Source organism: Mixta gaviniae (assembly GCF_002953195.1).
In the GTDB taxonomy this organism is placed as follows: domain Bacteria; phylum Pseudomonadota; class Gammaproteobacteria; order Enterobacterales; family Enterobacteriaceae; genus Mixta; species Mixta gaviniae.
On sequence record NZ_CP026377.1, the window covers coordinates 1217501 to 1232895 of the forward strand.

Annotated in this window: 18 protein-coding genes; 8 read left to right on the forward strand and 10 right to left on the reverse strand. The window is 59.9% G+C overall.

The genetic code is table 11. The features are described from left to right. Nucleotides 1–3 precede the first annotated feature (3 nt). The 6 genes from C2E15_RS05560 to C2E15_RS05585 all read right to left on the reverse strand — a co-directional run bounded on the left by C2E15_RS05560 (nucleotide 4) and on the right by C2E15_RS05585 (nucleotide 5765). Nucleotides 4–681, reverse strand: coding sequence for an ABC transporter ATP-binding protein (locus tag C2E15_RS05560; protein ID WP_104956484.1), 678 nt, complete (start codon nucleotides 679–681; stop codon nucleotides 4–6). Next, nucleotides 674–1519, reverse strand: coding sequence for an ABC transporter ATP-binding protein (locus C2E15_RS05565; RefSeq protein WP_104956485.1), 846 nt, complete (start codon nucleotides 1517–1519; stop codon nucleotides 674–676). Before C2E15_RS05565 ends, C2E15_RS05560 begins: the two co-directional genes overlap by 8 nt. Beyond that, the gene (locus C2E15_RS05570) at nucleotides 1509–2369 is read right to left on the reverse strand and encodes an ABC transporter permease (RefSeq protein WP_104956486.1); all 861 of its coding nucleotides are present in this window, start codon (nucleotides 2367–2369) and stop codon (nucleotides 1509–1511) included. The genes C2E15_RS05565 and C2E15_RS05570 overlap by 11 nt, the downstream gene beginning before the upstream one ends. Beyond that, a complete protein-coding gene (locus tag C2E15_RS05575; RefSeq protein ID WP_104956487.1) occupies nucleotides 2366–3418 on the reverse strand; it encodes an ABC transporter permease in 1053 nt (350 codons plus the stop codon). Before C2E15_RS05575 ends, C2E15_RS05570 begins: the two co-directional genes overlap by 4 nt. Beyond that, complete coding sequence (locus C2E15_RS05580; RefSeq protein WP_104956488.1) at nucleotides 3418–4986, reverse strand: ABC transporter substrate-binding protein; 1569 nt, start codon at nucleotides 4984–4986, stop codon at nucleotides 3418–3420. The genes C2E15_RS05575 and C2E15_RS05580 overlap by 1 nt, the downstream gene beginning before the upstream one ends. Nucleotides 4987–5108: 122 nt before the next feature. Further along, the gene (locus C2E15_RS05585; RefSeq protein WP_104956489.1) at nucleotides 5109–5765 is read right to left on the reverse strand and encodes a CPBP family intramembrane glutamic endopeptidase; all 657 of its coding nucleotides are present in this window, start codon (nucleotides 5763–5765) and stop codon (nucleotides 5109–5111) included. Between the two features lie 212 nt (nucleotides 5766–5977). Here C2E15_RS05585 and C2E15_RS05590 point away from each other — a divergent pair, with 212 nt between their 5' ends. The 3 genes from C2E15_RS05590 (at nucleotide 5978) to C2E15_RS05600 (ending at nucleotide 9933) form a co-directional block, all read left to right on the forward strand. Continuing rightward, nucleotides 5978–8587, forward strand: coding sequence for a bifunctional diguanylate cyclase/phosphodiesterase (locus C2E15_RS05590; RefSeq protein ID WP_245912352.1), 2610 nt, complete (start codon nucleotides 5978–5980; stop codon nucleotides 8585–8587). 263 nt (nucleotides 8588–8850) lie between these two features. Beyond that, nucleotides 8851–9144, forward strand: a complete 294-nt coding sequence (locus C2E15_RS05595; RefSeq protein WP_104956491.1) for an I78 family peptidase inhibitor — start codon at nucleotides 8851–8853, stop codon at nucleotides 9142–9144. 237 nt (nucleotides 9145–9381) lie between these two features. Next, nucleotides 9382–9933 (forward strand): GNAT family N-acetyltransferase, encoded by a 552-nt coding sequence (locus tag C2E15_RS05600; protein ID WP_104956492.1) that lies wholly within the window; start codon nucleotides 9382–9384, stop codon nucleotides 9931–9933. Here the strand turns inward: C2E15_RS05600 and C2E15_RS05605 are convergent. Beyond that, nucleotides 9930–10181, reverse strand: a complete 252-nt coding sequence (locus C2E15_RS05605; RefSeq protein ID WP_104956493.1) for a biofilm development regulator YmgB/AriR family protein — start codon at nucleotides 10179–10181, stop codon at nucleotides 9930–9932. The genes C2E15_RS05600 and C2E15_RS05605 overlap by 4 nt on opposite strands. Nucleotides 10182–10364: 183 nt before the next feature. Beyond that, entirely contained in the window at nucleotides 10365–11042 is a 678-nt protein-coding gene (locus tag C2E15_RS05610) for a MarC family NAAT transporter (RefSeq protein ID WP_104956494.1), read from the reverse strand. Between the two features lie 351 nt (nucleotides 11043–11393). Here C2E15_RS05610 and cspE point away from each other — a divergent pair, with 351 nt between their 5' ends. Continuing rightward, nucleotides 11394–11606: a transcription antiterminator/RNA stability regulator CspE gene (gene cspE / locus C2E15_RS05615; RefSeq protein ID WP_038627682.1), complete on the forward strand. Its 213-nt coding sequence runs from the start codon at nucleotides 11394–11396 to the stop codon at nucleotides 11604–11606. Between the two features lie 209 nt (nucleotides 11607–11815). On the opposite strand, the gene C2E15_RS05620 is transcribed toward cspE, so the two are convergent. Further along, nucleotides 11816–11989 (reverse strand): con-10 family general stress protein, encoded by a 174-nt coding sequence (locus C2E15_RS05620; protein ID WP_071883701.1) that lies wholly within the window; start codon nucleotides 11987–11989, stop codon nucleotides 11816–11818. A 634-nt stretch (nucleotides 11990–12623) separates the two neighbouring features. Between C2E15_RS05620 and iraP the strand changes: the two genes are divergently transcribed. Next, nucleotides 12624–12878 (forward strand): anti-adapter protein IraP, encoded by a 255-nt coding sequence (gene iraP, locus C2E15_RS05625; RefSeq protein WP_104956495.1) that lies wholly within the window; start codon nucleotides 12624–12626, stop codon nucleotides 12876–12878. Nucleotides 12879–12990: 112 nt separating this feature from the next. On the opposite strand, the gene proC is transcribed toward iraP, so the two are convergent. Continuing rightward, nucleotides 12991–13803: a pyrroline-5-carboxylate reductase gene (gene proC / locus C2E15_RS05630; protein WP_104956496.1), complete on the reverse strand. Its 813-nt coding sequence runs from the start codon at nucleotides 13801–13803 to the stop codon at nucleotides 12991–12993. Between the two features lie 104 nt (nucleotides 13804–13907). On the opposite strand from proC, the gene C2E15_RS05635 reads away from it, so the two are divergent. From C2E15_RS05635 to C2E15_RS05645, 3 genes are read left to right on the forward strand one after another with little or no spacing between them, the layout of a single operon-like run. After that, nucleotides 13908–14426: a hypothetical protein gene (locus C2E15_RS05635; protein ID WP_104956497.1), complete on the forward strand. Its 519-nt coding sequence runs from the start codon at nucleotides 13908–13910 to the stop codon at nucleotides 14424–14426. A 10-nt stretch (nucleotides 14427–14436) separates the two neighbouring features. Then, nucleotides 14437–14880 carry a DUF421 domain-containing protein gene (locus tag C2E15_RS05640; protein WP_104956498.1) on the forward strand — a complete coding sequence of 148 codons (444 nt, stop codon included), beginning with the start codon at nucleotides 14437–14439 and terminating at the stop codon, nucleotides 14878–14880. Between the two features lie 11 nt (nucleotides 14881–14891). After that, on the forward strand, nucleotides 14892–15383 hold the full coding sequence (locus C2E15_RS05645; protein ID WP_104956499.1) for a YaiI/YqxD family protein: 492 nt from the start codon (nucleotides 14892–14894) through the stop codon (nucleotides 15381–15383). The last annotated feature ends 12 nt before the right edge of the window (nucleotides 15384–15395 follow it).

Consider the following 15395-nt stretch of genomic DNA (forward strand, 5'->3'; position numbering starts at 1 on the left):
GGATCAGGCATGGCGCGTCGCAACGATGCGGCCTGCCTCCATCTGCACTGCGCGGTCGCACATGTGATCGATCACATCCGGATCGTGGCTCACCAGCACCATCGTCAGCCCATCCTGCTGCTTTAGCTGGTTAAGCAGATTAAGGATTTCCGCCTGCACCGACATATCCAGCGCCGAGGTCGGCTCATCCAGCAGCAGCACTTTCGGCTCCAGCAGCAGGGCGCGTACAATCGCCACGCGCTGGCGCTGACCACCGGAGAGCTGATGCGGATAGCGCTCCGCCAGCGCCGGGTCGAGACCGACATGACGGAAGCTCGCGCTGATGCGATCGTCGATATTGTCACGTTTCAGCAGCTTTAGCGGCTCCGCCAGCGTGCGGCGCAGACGATGGCGCGGATGCAGCGAGGCGTAGGGATCCTGAAACACCATCTGCACTTCGCGCCGCAGCTCGCCGGTAAAGGCTTTGCCCGGCTGCGCCTGATGACCCGCCAGCCGCATCTCGCCCTGCCAGTGCGGGTTCAGGCCCGCCATCACCCACAGCAGCGACGACTTGCCGCAGCCGGAAGGCCCTACCAGGCCGAAACACTCGCCCGGCGCTACCGCCAGCGAGACATCATGCACCACGGTGCGCAGGTCGTAGCCGTGGCGATGCGCCACGCTGAGGTTCTGTAAATCAATCATGCTCAAGCTGCACCTCCAGTGCGGCGCGATCCAGCACCGGCAGCGGCTGGCCGTGCGTCGCCTTGCCGGGACGGCAGGCCCACAGCGTACGGGTGTAAGGATGGGTGGCGCGCGGCAGATCGGCGGCGGGCAGGCTGTCGAGCAGCTCACCCTTGTACATCACCATCACCCGCTCGCAATGCTCCGCAACCTGCTGCAGATCGTGGCTGATCAACAGCAGCCCCATATTGCGCTCTTCCACCAGACGGCGGATCAGCGCCAGCACCTGATCGCGCATCGCATGATCCAGCGCCGAGGTCGGCTCATCGGCGATCAAAAACTGCGGGTCGGCGATCAGCGCGATCGCCAGCATCACACGCTGACCCATGCCGCCTGAAAGCTGGTGCGGGTAGCGCGTCATCAGCTGAGCCGGCTGCGGCAGACCCACCGCCGCCAGCATCTCCGCCACTTTTTCCCGCCGTTCGGCGCGACTCAGGCGATGATGCAGCTTCAGCGGCTCCTCAACCTGCCAGCCAACGGTGCGCATCGGGTTAAGCGCATATTTCGGATCCTGCATTACCATGCCCACTTCGCTGCCGCGCAGCTGGCTCCAGCGCTTTTCGCTGAGCGTCAGCGCATCGCGGCCCGCCACCTGCAGCTGGCGCGCCTGCAGGCTGAGGCCCGGCGCCAGCAGGCCCATCAGCGAACGGGCGGTAAGGGATTTGCCGGAGCCCGATTCGCCAACCAGCGCCACGCGCTCGCGTCCCAGGGTAAAGCTGACCTGACGCACCAGCGGCGACTGCGCGCTGTGAATGCTCAGGTTGTCCGCAATGATCAGCGGCGTATTGTTAATTGCCATGGCGGGTATCCAGTCGGTCGCGCAGGCCGTCGCCTGTCAGGTTAAACGCCAGGCTGGCGAAGAGAATAGCGCCGCCCGGCGCGGCCGCCACCCACCACTGATCGAAGATCACTTTGCTGCCTTCCGCCACCATCGACCCCCATTCCGCGGTCGGCGGCTGAACGCCCATGCCGAGAAAACCCAGACCGGCGGCGGAAAGGATGATGCCGCCAAGGCTGAGCGCGGCGCGCACCACCGCGCTGGGCAGGCAGAGCGGCAGGATATGGCCGAACATCAGGCGTAGCCCGGTAATGCCCTGCATACGCGCGGCGGCGAGGTAGTCGCTGCGGCGCAGCGCCAGCGTCTCGGCACGCGCCTGGCGGGCAAAGGGCGGCCAGCTGGTCAGCGCCAGCGCCAGCGCGCCGTTCAGCAGGCCAGGGCCGAGAATCGAGACCAGCGCCAGCGCGATCACCAGGTTTGGCAGCGAAAGGAAAATATCGGTCACGCGCATCAGTACGCGTTCGGTCCAGCCGCCGAGGTAGCCGGCCATAATGCCGACCAGCAGGCCGACGGGGATGGTCAGCAGCAGGATCAGCGATACCAGCAGCAGCGTAGGGCGCGCGCCGTAAATCACCCGCGACAGCAGATCGCGGCCGAAGCCGTCGGTGCCGAACCAGTGCAGAGCGGAGGGCGGCAGCAAACGGGCCGAGATGGTTTGCGCATTAGGATCGAAAGGCGCCAGCAGCGGCGCGAACAGCGCCGTCAGCACCAGGATCGCTACCAGCGTGCCGCCGACGAACAGCGTTGTCAGCCGACGGCGGCGGCGACCGGCGGGCGCCACGGTTTCAGCATCGGATAAATGTTGGGTCATCGGGTTCTCGGATCGGTTAACCAGGTCAGGGCGTCAGCCAGCGCATTAAGCAGCACGAAACAGCCGCCAATCAGCAGCGTTGAGCCGAGGATCGCGGGCACGTCGGAGGCGAACAGCGCGGTGGTGAGGTAGCGGCCAACGCCGGGCCAGGCGAACACCGTCTCCGTCAGCACCGAGCCTTCCAGCAGCGTAGCGTAGGAGAGCGCCAGCACGGTAATCAGCGTGCCGCGCACATTCGGAAAGATATGGCAGAGCAGGATGCGCGCGCGGCTGGCGCCTTTAGCACGCGCCAGCGCGACATACTCTTTTCCGCTCTCTTCCAGCAGGGCGGCGCGCAGCAGGCGGGTAATACCGGCCATCGACAGCATGCCCAGCACCACCACCGGCAGCCAGAGGTGGGCAATGGCGTTGCGGAACATCTCACGGTCGCCGGAAAGCCAGCTGTCGATCAGAACGAAGCCGGTTTTCGGCTCCAGGGTGTAGACCCAGATATCGTCGAGACGACCCGGGCCGGCGGACCAGTGCAGCACCGCATAGAAGAGCAGCAGCCCAAGCAGGCCGAGCCAGAATACCGGCACCGAATAGCCCAGCAGCGAGATGAGACGCGCCAGATTATCCAGCGCGCTGCCCGGCTTCCAGGCCGCCAGCAGCGCCAGCGCGATGCCGAATACCGCGCCGAAAATCATCGCGCAGCTCGCCAGTTCGATAGTCGCCGGGAAAGTGCGCGCCAGATCGCTGGCCACCGGCTGGCTGGTGATATGGGACATGCCCAGATCGCCGCGCGCCAGGTGTTCCAGATAGCGCCAGAACTGCACCGGCAGCGGCTGATCCAGCCCTAAATCGTGGCGCACCTGCTGATAGGTTGATTCGCTGGCGTGGTCGCCGGCTATCTGCAGCACCGGATCGACCGGCGAGAGGTGCGAGAGCATAAAGGTGAACGCCAGCAGCCCAAGCAGCGTCACCAGCAGCGAAAGCAGGCTGGCGAGGATGCGGCTGCCGCGACGCCAGAACTGCCGGGCGCGCCCGGCATCTGTTGCGGATAACGTCATTACTTGCTGACCTGGCTGTAGTAAACCATATCGGGGTTGATGCCCTGCACGTAGCCTTTCAGGTTATCGCGCACTGCAATCAGGTTGCGCGCCTGCAGGCCGACCACGTAAGGCGAGTTTTTCATCACTTCGCGCTGCATCGCCTGATAGAGTTCGATGCGCTTCGCCGGATCGCTTTCCGCCGTGGCGGCCAGCGTCTGCTTGCTCAGCTCGGGAATGTGCCAGTTGGAGCGCCAGGCGAGGGTTTTGCTGCCATCTTCCGGGTTATAGGCGAAGGCGGAGGCGTTGGTGTTCGGGTCGAAATAGTCAGCGCCCCAGGCATTCAGCGTCGCTTCATACTGGTGCGCCTTGACGCGGGTCGCCACTTCGGTGCTGATGCCCGGCAGCAGCTCTACGCGGATGCCGCCTTTGGCGAAACTGGCCTGCAGCGCCTGCGCAATATCCAGATAGGGCGGCTGGTTGCTGACCGCCAGCTTGAAGCTGACATCTTTCAGGCCCGCTTTCGCCAGGATCGCTTTCGCTTTTTCCGGATTGTACTGGTACGGCGTGTCGTTCAGCGCGCCAGGGAAGCCCTCCGGCAGGAAGGACTGATGCACCTGGAACTGGCCTTTCAGCAGATCGTCGGCGATGCCGTGGTAATCAAACAGGTAGCGCGCCGCTTCCCACAGCGCCGGGTTTTTCAGCGCGGGCTGGGCATCGATATTGAACTGCATGTAGTAGAGCGAGGCCATCGGGATCGCCAGCGGCTTCACGCCCGGCTTGCCTTTCAGCGCCGCCATCTGATCGGCGCCGAGGTTGCGCGCGATATCGGCATCGCCCTGCTCAAGCAGCAGACGGCGCGCCGCCGGCTCCGGCACATTTTTGATCAGGATATTTTTCAGCTTCGGCTTGTCGCCCGGCGAGCTGGGGTTGGCGGTCATCAGCACCACCTCATGCGGCACGTAACGGCGGATCTGGAACGGGCCGCTGCCGGCGGAGTGGGTCGCCAGCCATTTGTTGCCGAGGTCGTTGTTCTGCTGATTCGCCAGCACAGTTTTGGCATCAACAATCGAGGCGACCGGCGCCGCCAGCAGGCTCAGCACATAGGCCGGGCTGACGTTCGCCTGCCAGCTGATCTGCACATGCTTGTCGTCGATTTTCTTCAGCTGCCCGTCGACATTCTCTTTACTCCAGCCGAGCTGGGTAAGAATAAAAGAGGGATCGAGGTTTAGCTTTACCACGCGCGACAGGGAGAAGATCACATCTTCCGGGCGCACCGGGTTGCCGGAGGCGAAGGTGGCGCCGTCGCGCAGGGCGACGGTCAGGCTGCGGTTATCTTTGCCCGCTTCCCAGCTGCTGGCCAGCGTCGGCTTCAGCTCGTTGGGGTTTTGCGGATCGGACTGCAGCAGACGCTGATAGAGGTTGGTGAACGCCTGAACGGAGGTCAGCTCAAAGCCTTCAGCCGGATCAAAGGTGCTGGCGTCATCGATAGATTGTGCGATGACCAGGGTGTCAGGCGGCGTAGCCGCGCCGGCGGCGAAGCTGGCGCCCATCGCCAGCGTCAGAACTGCAGGAACAAAACTTTTCATGACGTTTCCTTACCGTTTTTTCGCGAGTGTAAGGGAACAACCGGAAGGGCTGATAGTAGAATAATCGCTATGCTTATGACGAAAAGTTATAAACCAGCCGAAATGGTTATAAACCTGCCCGATCAGGACTGCATCACGTACCAGAGCGAGGGCAGCAGCGCGATCAGATTATTAAGCATATGCAGGAAAACCGGCAGCAGCAAACTGTTGGCGCGCAGGCGCGCGTAGCAGAGCAGCATGGAGAACAGGGTCAGCACCGCAATGGTCTGCCAGTGTACATACTGCGTATGCATCACGGCGAACAGCAGCGAAGTGAGCAGAATACAGGCGAAGCGGCTGCGCGGTGCCCATAGCAGAAACCCCTGCAGCAAAAAGCCACGAAACAGGATCTCTTCAAACACCGGCGCCAGCAGCACGGCGGAAAACAGCAGGATCCAGAGCGAGCCGACGCTCTGATTCGCCTGATCCTCCAGCCACTGCTCCGGCGGCATAAACTGCGTTTGCGCCGCCATCAGCGCCAGCAGCAGCGCCAGAAACAACAGCGTCGGCCTGGCGCGCAGCTCTCCCAGCGGAATATCGCTGCGGCGCGCCTGATAAAAGCGGTAGAGCGGCCACAGTACCGCAAATTCAAACAGGCACAGCACCGGCACCAGCAACCCCTTCTGTTGCAAATCGCCGTAATTGGGAAACCAGGTAATCGCCAGCGTGATCAGATAGTAGAGAACAAAACTGCCGAGATAGAACAGCGTCAGCGCGGCTCTGTCGTGTTGGGTTTTCATAGGCGGCGTCAGAAGCGGAAGGAGAAAGGGAGTGTAACAACCGCCACGATCGCTGTCGAGACGCCCACAGAAGCGCGCTTTTCCCCTAAACAGTCGTCATAACGGGCCGATAAAGAATACAAGCGTCAAATAAGCAGGATCTACGCGCGCCTCGCCAGTCGCTGCGCACAGACAGCGGAGGTTGTACCACGCATTTTACCAGGGTTTCGTAGATGAATTTATCGCCTTTATTACCATTTAACCTTCGGCCGCCGGAAAAGCCCGCAACGTTATTCACCCGACGCACGCTGGTGGTGCTGGGCTGTATGCTGGGCGCCGTGCTTATCACTACGGTAGTGATGATTATGGCTATCGCCATGCGGCAAAACAGCACCGCGCTGGCGCAGGAAAAGTTTCTGCTGCGCAACGCCTGGCAGGATCGTCAGCACTCGATTCTCACCGATATCCGCGATTACGCCTTCTGGGGCGAAGCCTGGAACCATCTGCACCTGCAGGTGGATAAAGGCTGGGCGTTCGATCAGCAGAACTTCGGGCCGGGCCTCTACAGCGAATATCACTACGAGGGCATCTTCGTGGTCGACGCCAGCGGCCGGACGCGCTATGCGGTGATTAACGGCAAAATCAGCACCATGCAGGTTGAGCAGTGGCTTGGCCAGCTGAGCCACAGCGTGGTGAATGAGGCGCGCGCAATGCTGCAGGATGAGACCGCGCTGGTGAAAAACGCGCGCGTCGAAGGCCAGCCCGCGATTGTCGCCGCCGCGCCGATCACCACCGGCAAGGTGCAGGGGCTGACGATACCTCCCGGGCCGCCGTCGGTGATGGTATTTGTCGATCGCTATACGCCGCGCAAGCTGCTGGCACTCGGCAACAGCGTTGGCGTCAGCCAGCTCTCTGCGGCGGCGAACGAGGCCTCGACCGCCGCCACTATTATGCTCTCGCTTGAGCAGGGCTCGCCGCTGCTGGTCAGCTGGCAGAGCAGCCGTCCCGGGCAGAATCTGCTGGTGGTGGCGCTGCCGCTGCTGGCGCTGACGATGCTGATGCTGGGTTTTGTCGCGCGACGCGTGGTGCGTCATGCGATGGATAATGCGCGCCTGTCCGACTGGCGCTTCGAACAGCTGTGCCAGAGCAAGAGTGAGCTGTGCCGCAGCGAAGCGCGCTTTCGCGATGTGGCGGAGGCGTCCTCCGACTGGATCTGGGAGACCGACGAGCAGGGCATTCTGACCTATCTCTCGTCGCGCTTTACCAGCGTCACCGGCTACGACGTGGCGGTGCAAACCGGCAAACCGATCGACTGCCTGCTGATCGGCAACGGCCAGCCGGTATCGGAGTGGATGCTGCGCCAGAGCGCGGGCGGCGAGCGGCGCACGCTGCGCTGCCACTACCGTTCCGCGCAGGGCGAAGATCGCATCTGTAGCCTGGTGGCAAAGCCGATCGAGCAGCACGGCGTGCTGCTGGGGTTTCGCGGTACCGTGTCCGATATTACCCATGAGGTGGAGGCGCAGGCGCGCATTCAGTATCTGTCGCAGCATGACACCCTGACCGGGCTGCCTAATCGCCACCGTATGAATGAGTTTCTGGACGGCAAGCTGCAGGCGCAGCCGACAGAGGCGCAGCCGCTGGTGATGTTCAGTCTCGATCTCGATCACTTTAAGCCGATTAACGATCTGTATGGCCATGCGGCGGGCGACAGCGTGCTGAATGAGGTATCGCAGCGGCTGCGCGTCTGCCTGGGGCCGGACGACCTGCTCTCGCGCCAGGGAGGTGATGAATTTATTCTGCTGCTGAGCGGCCTGAGCAGCATCGAGGCGATTGAGGCGCGCTGCCGCTGTTTGATGAGCGAGATCCACAAGCCGTTTCACGTCGCCGGGCAGACGGTGCATATCGGCGCATCGATCGGTATCGCGCGCGCGCCGCAGGATGCCCTGCAGCCGGAAGAGCTGCTGCGCATGGCCGATATCGCACTCTATCAGTCGAAAAACCTGGGGCGCGATCGCTGGGTATTCTACTCGCCGGAGATGTCGGAGCAGCTGGTGCGCCGACGGGAAATGGAGCGCGCGCTCAGCCAGGCGGTAGCGCGCGATGAGCTGCGCCTGTTCTATCAGCCACGCTATTCACTGAATAGCGGCCGCATGGACGGAGCGGAGGCGCTGCTGCGCTGGCAGCCGTCGCCGCCGGCGCTGGTGATGCCCGATAGCTTTATTCCGCTGGCGGAGGAGACCGGACTGATCCTGCCGATCAGTGACTGGGTATTGCAGCGCGCCTGCCGTGACGCCCTGAGCTGGCCGCGCCCCTTTTACGTGTCGGTCAATATTTCGCCGGTGGAGTTCTGCCGCGGCGATCTCGCCAGCCGCGTGGCCAGCGCGCTGCGCAGCACCGGGCTGCCGGCTGAGCGCCTTGAGCTGGAGATCACGGAGAATGTGACGCTGGAGAATCCGGACAATACGCTGAAAGTCATGCAGCGTCTGAAGGCACTGGGCGTGCGGCTGACGGTGGATGACTTCGGTTCCGGCTACGCTTCGCTTGGCTATCTGAAAACCTTCCCCTTCGACGGCCTGAAGATGGATCGCTCCTATATGAAGGATTTCCCGCATTCGCAGCAGGCGCACTCCATCGTGAACGGCATTATCGGGCTGGGCAAGGCGTTTTCACTGGTGATCACCGCGGAGGGGATCGAAAGCGCGGAGCAGTTTGCCGGGCTCCAGGCGATCGCCTGCGACGAAGGGCAGGGCTATTTCCTTGGCCGACCGATGCCGGCTGCGGATTTTGCGCGGCTGCTGGAGACGGCGGAAGAGAACGAGAAAGAAACGGGCCAGCCAGGCTGACCCGTCAGGTGCTTTAGCGAACGCGGACGGCCACACAGGTCATCAGCACCGCAAAGCCGATAAAGACAACCAGTTCCATAATGCACCTCCTGAGATTAATCTTAGAAAATTATACCCGGGAGGTGAGTGAAATTTAGGCTGTTTGTGCCTCTTTCCCGCGCTACGTCACAGTTCTGGCGCCGATAAAGCGGTCCGCATTCGCCGGACGATCTGTTACGCTTTACCGCCAGTCACTGAATGAAAAGCCAACGAGGAGAGTCACAATGAAACATTATGGAAAAGCGGCGCTGGCACTGGCGCTGTTTACGCTGGCAGGCTGTCAGCACGCGCAGAACGGCGCTGAGACGGCGGCGGCCGACCCTGAGGCTGATCGCTGCGGCGCATCCGGCTATCAGAACTATGTCGGCAAACCGCTCTCGGCCGTGAATAGCCTGCGCTTCGATCATCCGGTGCGCGCCATTCCTTACAATGCGGCGGTTACCATGGATTTCAATCTGAATCGCCTGAATTTCCTCGGCGATAAAAACGATGTGATCACCAGCGTCTACTGCGGCTGACGTTCGATCGCACAACTGTCCTGCGGTTGTCACGCTGCTGTCATCTGCGCCGGGCAGGATAGCGGGGAAATAACGTGATTTCCCCGTCACATAACAGTGCAATGCTCGTCTTCATTCATCCCGCCTCGCGCGGGATTTTTTTATCCTCCGCTGCAGCGGCGTCACAATCGGCTACGCTTGAAAATGAGCAGGCTGGCGCGAGGCGCTGAACGATAAACCGCAGGTGGAGACACGGGAATGGAGGAAAAGCGCGCGCGACAGGTGACGGCGGCGACGGCAACGCAGCTGCGCGCCCTGCAGGGGCTGGATTACCGTTTTACCGTCACGCAGGAGCTGGATGCCGCTTTCGACAGGCCGGTGCGCGACGGGTTACGTAACGTTGAGCCGCGTGAAAAAAACTACTTTAATGATCCGCAGCAGTTTGCCGCCTACCTTAACAGCCGCGACGGCGCGCTGTTCGTCGCGCTGGCCGACGATCGGCCGGTGGGCTATCTGGCCGTCAGCCGTAACTGGAACGGCCTGGCGCTGGTGGAGGATATCGCCATTGACAGCGGCTTCCGGCGCGGCGGCTACGGCGGCGCCTTGCTGGCGCGCGCCATCGACTGGGCGCAGCAGCGGCAGCTGGCGGGCGTCACGCTGGAGACGCAAAACACCAACGTTGCCGCCTGCCTGCTGTATGAAAAAATGGGGTTTGAGCTGGGCGGCATCGACCGGCATCTTTATCGCGCGCTGCATGCCCGGCCGGCGGAAGTGGCGCTGTTCTGGTATCTCTGGTTCAGGTCGCGCTAAGTGTCGCCGGTGCCCTGCATCAGCTGCGCCAGCACGTTGCGGTAGCTCTGCAGCACGCCTTCATCTTTCTCCAGATCGAGCTTTTTAATCACGCTGGCGATCAGCGCCTTATCGGTGGTCGGCTTGCCCGCCTGCATTAGCTCCATCATGATCACCGCCAACAGCTCCGCTTCTTTCGGGGCGTTCCAGGCCGGGCTGTTAAAGTAGTCGGTAATTTCCCGGCCAGCGCTGGTGGATTGTGTTCTCATTCTCAACCTCCAAAAACGCAGCATCGACGCGTGACGCGCCGACAGATCAGTGACGAAACAACTCAGGGCAGGGGGCAAAGCAACAAGACCTGCCGCCACCTCAATTAAAAAGTGGCGATTTTTTAAACATAGAAGTGTGAAGGGGAAATGTCAGTAACAAAATGAAATATTTTTGCGGCGTGATTAACCGCTGCTGCCGGCAAAGGCGTGAGCCACCTCCAGCACGCCGTTGATCACGAACTGCACGCCCATGCAGACCAGCAAAAAGCCCATCAGCCGGGAGATCGCCTCAATGCCGCTTTTGCCGGTCCAGCGCATGATGGCGCCGGAGCTGCGCAGGCAAAGCCATAAAATCAGGCTGACGCAGAAAAAGGTAGCTACCGGCGCGACGGCGATCACCCAGGCGGGGAAATCGACATTGCCGCGCACGGTGGAGGCGGAGCTGATAATCATGGCGATGGTACCCGGGCCGGCGGTGCTGGGCATCGCCAGCGGCACGAAGGCGATGTTCACCGCCTGATGGGCGTTTAGCTCATCCTGCTTGTGTTCCGCCTCAACCGACTGACCGGCGGGCTGCTGTGGAAACAGCATACGGAAACCGATAAAGGCGACGATCAGACCGCCGGCGATGCGCAGGCCGGGAATCGAGATGCCGAAGGTATCCATAACCGCCTGACCCGCATACCAGGCGACAGTCATAATCAGAAAAACGTAGCAGGCGGCCTGCCAGGATTGCTTTCGGCGTTCGCGGGCGCTCATATCGCCAGCCAGACCCAAAAACAGGGCGACGGTGGTAAGCGGGTTGGCCAGCGGCAGCAAGACCACCAGGCCCAGACCCACGGCGCGGAGCAGTTCTGACATAGTGTGTTCCTTTATCTGTTTCCATTAAGGCAAATAGCCGCCTGCGGCAGTTGTGCCACAAAATAAATTTTTTCTCAATCAGCCCGGCGCACAGGGGCCTGGCAAGGGCCCGGCAGCTTTTTTTCATGCAGCCGATGAAAATCGCGCTTGCATTGCCTGAACGATTATGAGTAAATGCACCGTCGGTTTGTTAAACAGAACCGGGTATGCGAGCAGTTTTAGTAAAGCAGTCTGCAGTGTAAGAGTTATCTCTGATATCACTTCTTCAGTATCGCCTTCCTGAGTGCCTCATAACATCTGTACACAAACCTGTTGCCCACGAGGCGTTAATATTCACTGAAGGAAAGACAAATGTCTGCAAAACTGACTGGTTTAGTAAAATGGTTCAACGCTGAGAAAGGTTTCGGCTTCATTTCTCCGGCTGATGGCAGCAAAGACGTGTTCGTACACTTCTCTGCAATCCAGAACCAGGGTTTCAAAACTCTGGAAGAAGGTCAGAACGTTGAGTTCACCATCGAAAACGGCCCGAAAGGTCCGGCTGCTGCTAACGTCACCGTACGCTAAGCAACCAGAATACAAAAAACCCGCCTGATGGCGGGTTTTTTATTGCCTGAATACAGGCCGCTGGGCGTTTCAGCAGATGATTGTCTCCATCACCTTAGGGGGAGTGAGACAGGGCTGAAAAATAACAGCCCCGGAATATCTGCAATATTCCAGGGCCTGATAGCGTGTTGCTTTATCACCACAGTGTCGATTGTGGCGATGAAAACGGGTCAGGACTTACGGCCGCCGTGGCTGTTTTGTCCGCCTTTTTTACCCGCTTCGGATGCTTTTTCACGGTCATTTTTGAAGTTGCCGCCGCTCTGCTGGCCGCCTTTTTTACCCGCCTCAGAGGCTTTTTCACGGTCTTCTGCAAAATTACCTGAACCACCACGATGTTCTGCCATAATCGTCTCCTGATTACTTTTCCAGTTTTGGTGAGCATCAAAGAATATGTATTACCGGGGCAATGCATATTCTGCGTTGTGACGATATACAGTGTAGGAAAGAGGTTTTATTTTTCCAGTCAACAGACGCTGCCTGTATTTAAATGTAACCTACTGATTTTAAATATTTTTAATATATTTTTATATTTCGTATTCTGCTAAGTGGCTGATGATACAGCTTATTTATAAATAACATTAAATTTCATTTCTATTATTTCCAGGAGTGTTCTGAGCCGGCGAAGCTATATTACGCTGCGCTTGTTAGCATGGCGTTTTTATTTGCCGCTGTGGCTGTTCATCGCTGCTGGAATAACCGCAGGCCAGCCGTTGTGGCTGTGGTGAAAATCAGCCGGGTCATACGCTAAAATAGCCTTATCAGCGGCGACAGCGGGCGTGATAAATGCACGATAGCGCCCTCACGTTTATCCTTGCCTCCGCGCGAGACCGTTGCCGCGCAAGGCGTCATCACTACGCTGGCGGTCGCCGCGCATGCGGTGACGGCTGGCGAAAAAGTGTAAAATATCAGTATCCTCCGCTGTTATTTTGTTAATCGTAGTGATAGTGTCTGGCTTTACATTGTTATCGAGATAATGTGATGAAATACCTCATTGCAGAATTACTGGATAAGCTGGCGGAAAAAGAAGTCGAGTCGAAAGAGCTGGTTGCCCAGGTTGAAGCGCTGGAGATTGTTGTTACCGCGCTGCTGCGAAAACTGGGAGACGAACAGCGAGAGGCGTTGAGCAGCGGCATCAGCCAGGCACTGGCAACCGCTTCAGATGGCGCAAAGCCGGAAGATGCTTCATTACTGCATAGCTATATCGACAAGCTTCTTAATCATCCCCGTTACTGATCCTGCCTTGTGTTAACAGCGGTCACCCGATGCGGTGACCGTTTGTTCAAAGCTGACTGCCGCGCGGCTTCCTCCCGTCCTTATAATCAATCAGGCCAGAGGCGCCGGCGCATTAGCTTTTGCTCAGCGCCTGCGAGCGATCCATGCATTTTTCCATCGCCGCGATCACTGCCGAACGGAAGCCTTTCTCCTCCAGCACTTTCACCGCTTCGATGGTGGTGCCGCCGGGCGAACAGACCATATCTTTCAGCTCGCCGGGATGTTTGCCGGTTTCCAGCACCATTTGCGCCGCGCCTTTTACCGCCTGTGCGGCGAAGGCATACGCCTGCGCGCGCGGCATACCGCCCAGCACCGCCGCATCGGCCATCGCTTCGATAAACATAAACACGTAGGCGGGCGCCGAGCCGCTGACGCCGACCACCGCGTGGATCAGGTATTCCGGCACCGCTTCCGCTTTACCGAAGCTGTTGAAGATCGCCAGCACTTCGTCGGTCTCTTCCGGCGTGACCAGCGGGTTTGGCGTCACCGAAGTCATGCCCTCGTTAACTAACGCAGGCGTGTTTGGCATCACGCGCACGATTTTGCGATCGTGGCCCAGCACGCCGGCCAGCGCGTCGAGGGTGACGCCTGCGGCGATTGAGACAACCAGCGTCTCCTTATTCAGCGCGCCTGCCACCTCTTTCAGCACTTTTAAAATCACGTTGGGCTTTACCGCGCCGAACAGGATATCCGCCTCGCGCGCGACCTCTTCCGCGCTTTGCGCCGCGTTAAGGCCATACTGCTGCGCCATCTGCTGATTGGTTTCCGTCTTGCGATCGTAGATCCAGATCTGGTCAGCCTTGACCTGTCCGCCAGCGATCAGCCCGCCGATAATGGCTTTAGACATATTACCGCAGCCAATAAAACCTATTTTCTTTTCCAGCATGATTTTCCCTCTGCTTAGCCGTTTTCAGTTGGGCACCAGCTTACGACATTCTGCCGCTTTATCCAGCTTCAGCTAAACTCAAAACGTTACCGGAGGAGGGGAAAATGGACGATTTTCAGCAAGATGAAGCGCAGAACCGTCACTATCCTGTCGAGGAAAATATGCGCTGGCAGCGGCGGGAATGGCGCATCCAGCAGCTTGGCTATGCCCTGTTGCTGGCGATAGTGGTGGGCGGCGCCTGCGGGCTGTTCTCGAAAGGCTTTCTTAGCGACCGAACGCGTGTCTCGCCGCAGGGCAGCCTTGAGGTGAAATATGAGCGCTTTGCGCGCCAGCAGAGCGATATGGCGATGACCATTCGCCTGCACGCGCTGCGCGACAGGCTTTACAGCATTACGCTCAGCGGCGACGGGGTAGATAATTTTCAATTGCAGAGCATTCAGCCGCAGCCGCTGCGTGCGGAGAGCAGCGAACACTCTCTGACGCTCTGGTACAAAACGCAAAATATCAATCGCGGCGCCAGCATCTGGCTGGGCGGCCAGCCGCAGTCGCCAGGCAAATACGCCTTTACCGTCAGCGACAGCAGCGGGGCGCAGGTAGATTTTACCCAGTGGGTTTATCCTTAGGAGAAGAGAGATGGAAACGGTACTACGCGCGGTAAGCATGTATTTCTTGCTGATGGTGGTGCTGAAGATCGCCGGCCGCCGCACGCTGCTGGAGATGACCAGCTTCGACTTTATTCTGCTGCTGATTATCAGCGAGGCGACCCAGCAGGCGCTGCTGGGCAACGACTTTTCCGTTACCGGCGCCGGGCTGACGATTATCACGTTGATCGTGATGGATATCGTGCTGGGCAAGTTTAAGGCGTGGTTCCCGCGCCTGGAGCTGCTGATTGACGGCGTGTCGCTGATTCTGGTGGAGGATGGCCAGCTGCTGACGCGACGCGCGCGCAAGGCGGGCATTACCGTCGAGGATATCCTCGCTTCGGCGCGCAGCAGCCAGGGGCTGGAGCGTCTCGATCAGATAAAGTTTGCCATTCTGGAGAAGAACGGCAAAATCAGCATTATTCCCCAGTCCTGACAGGAAAACCGATGCCAATTTGGGTGGACGCCGACGCGTGTCCGAAAGTGATTAAAGATATTCTCTACCGTGCAGCGGAGCGCAGCCAGATCGAACTGATCCTGGTCGCTAATCAGCCGCTGGCCGTGCCGCCTTCCCGTTTTATCCGCACGCTGCGCGTGGCGGCGGGTTTCGACGTGGCGGATAACGAAATTGTCCAGCGCGTCAGCGCGGCGGATCTGGTAATTACCGCCGACATACCGCTGGCGGCGGAGGTGCTGGAGAAGGGGGCGGCGGCGCTGAATCCGCGCGGCGAGCGCTACAGCGAGGCGACGATTCGCGAGCGCCTGACCATGCGTGATTTTATGGATACGCTACGCTCCAGCGGCGTACAGACCGGCGGCCCGCCGGCGCTGAACCAGCGCGATCGGCAGCAGTTCGCCGCCGAACTGGATAAGTGGCTGTTGGCGCGGCAGCGTCGCAAAAGCGACGCCGCCGGCCAGGGCGGGGCGGCCAGCAGCTGACCGCTTAACGGA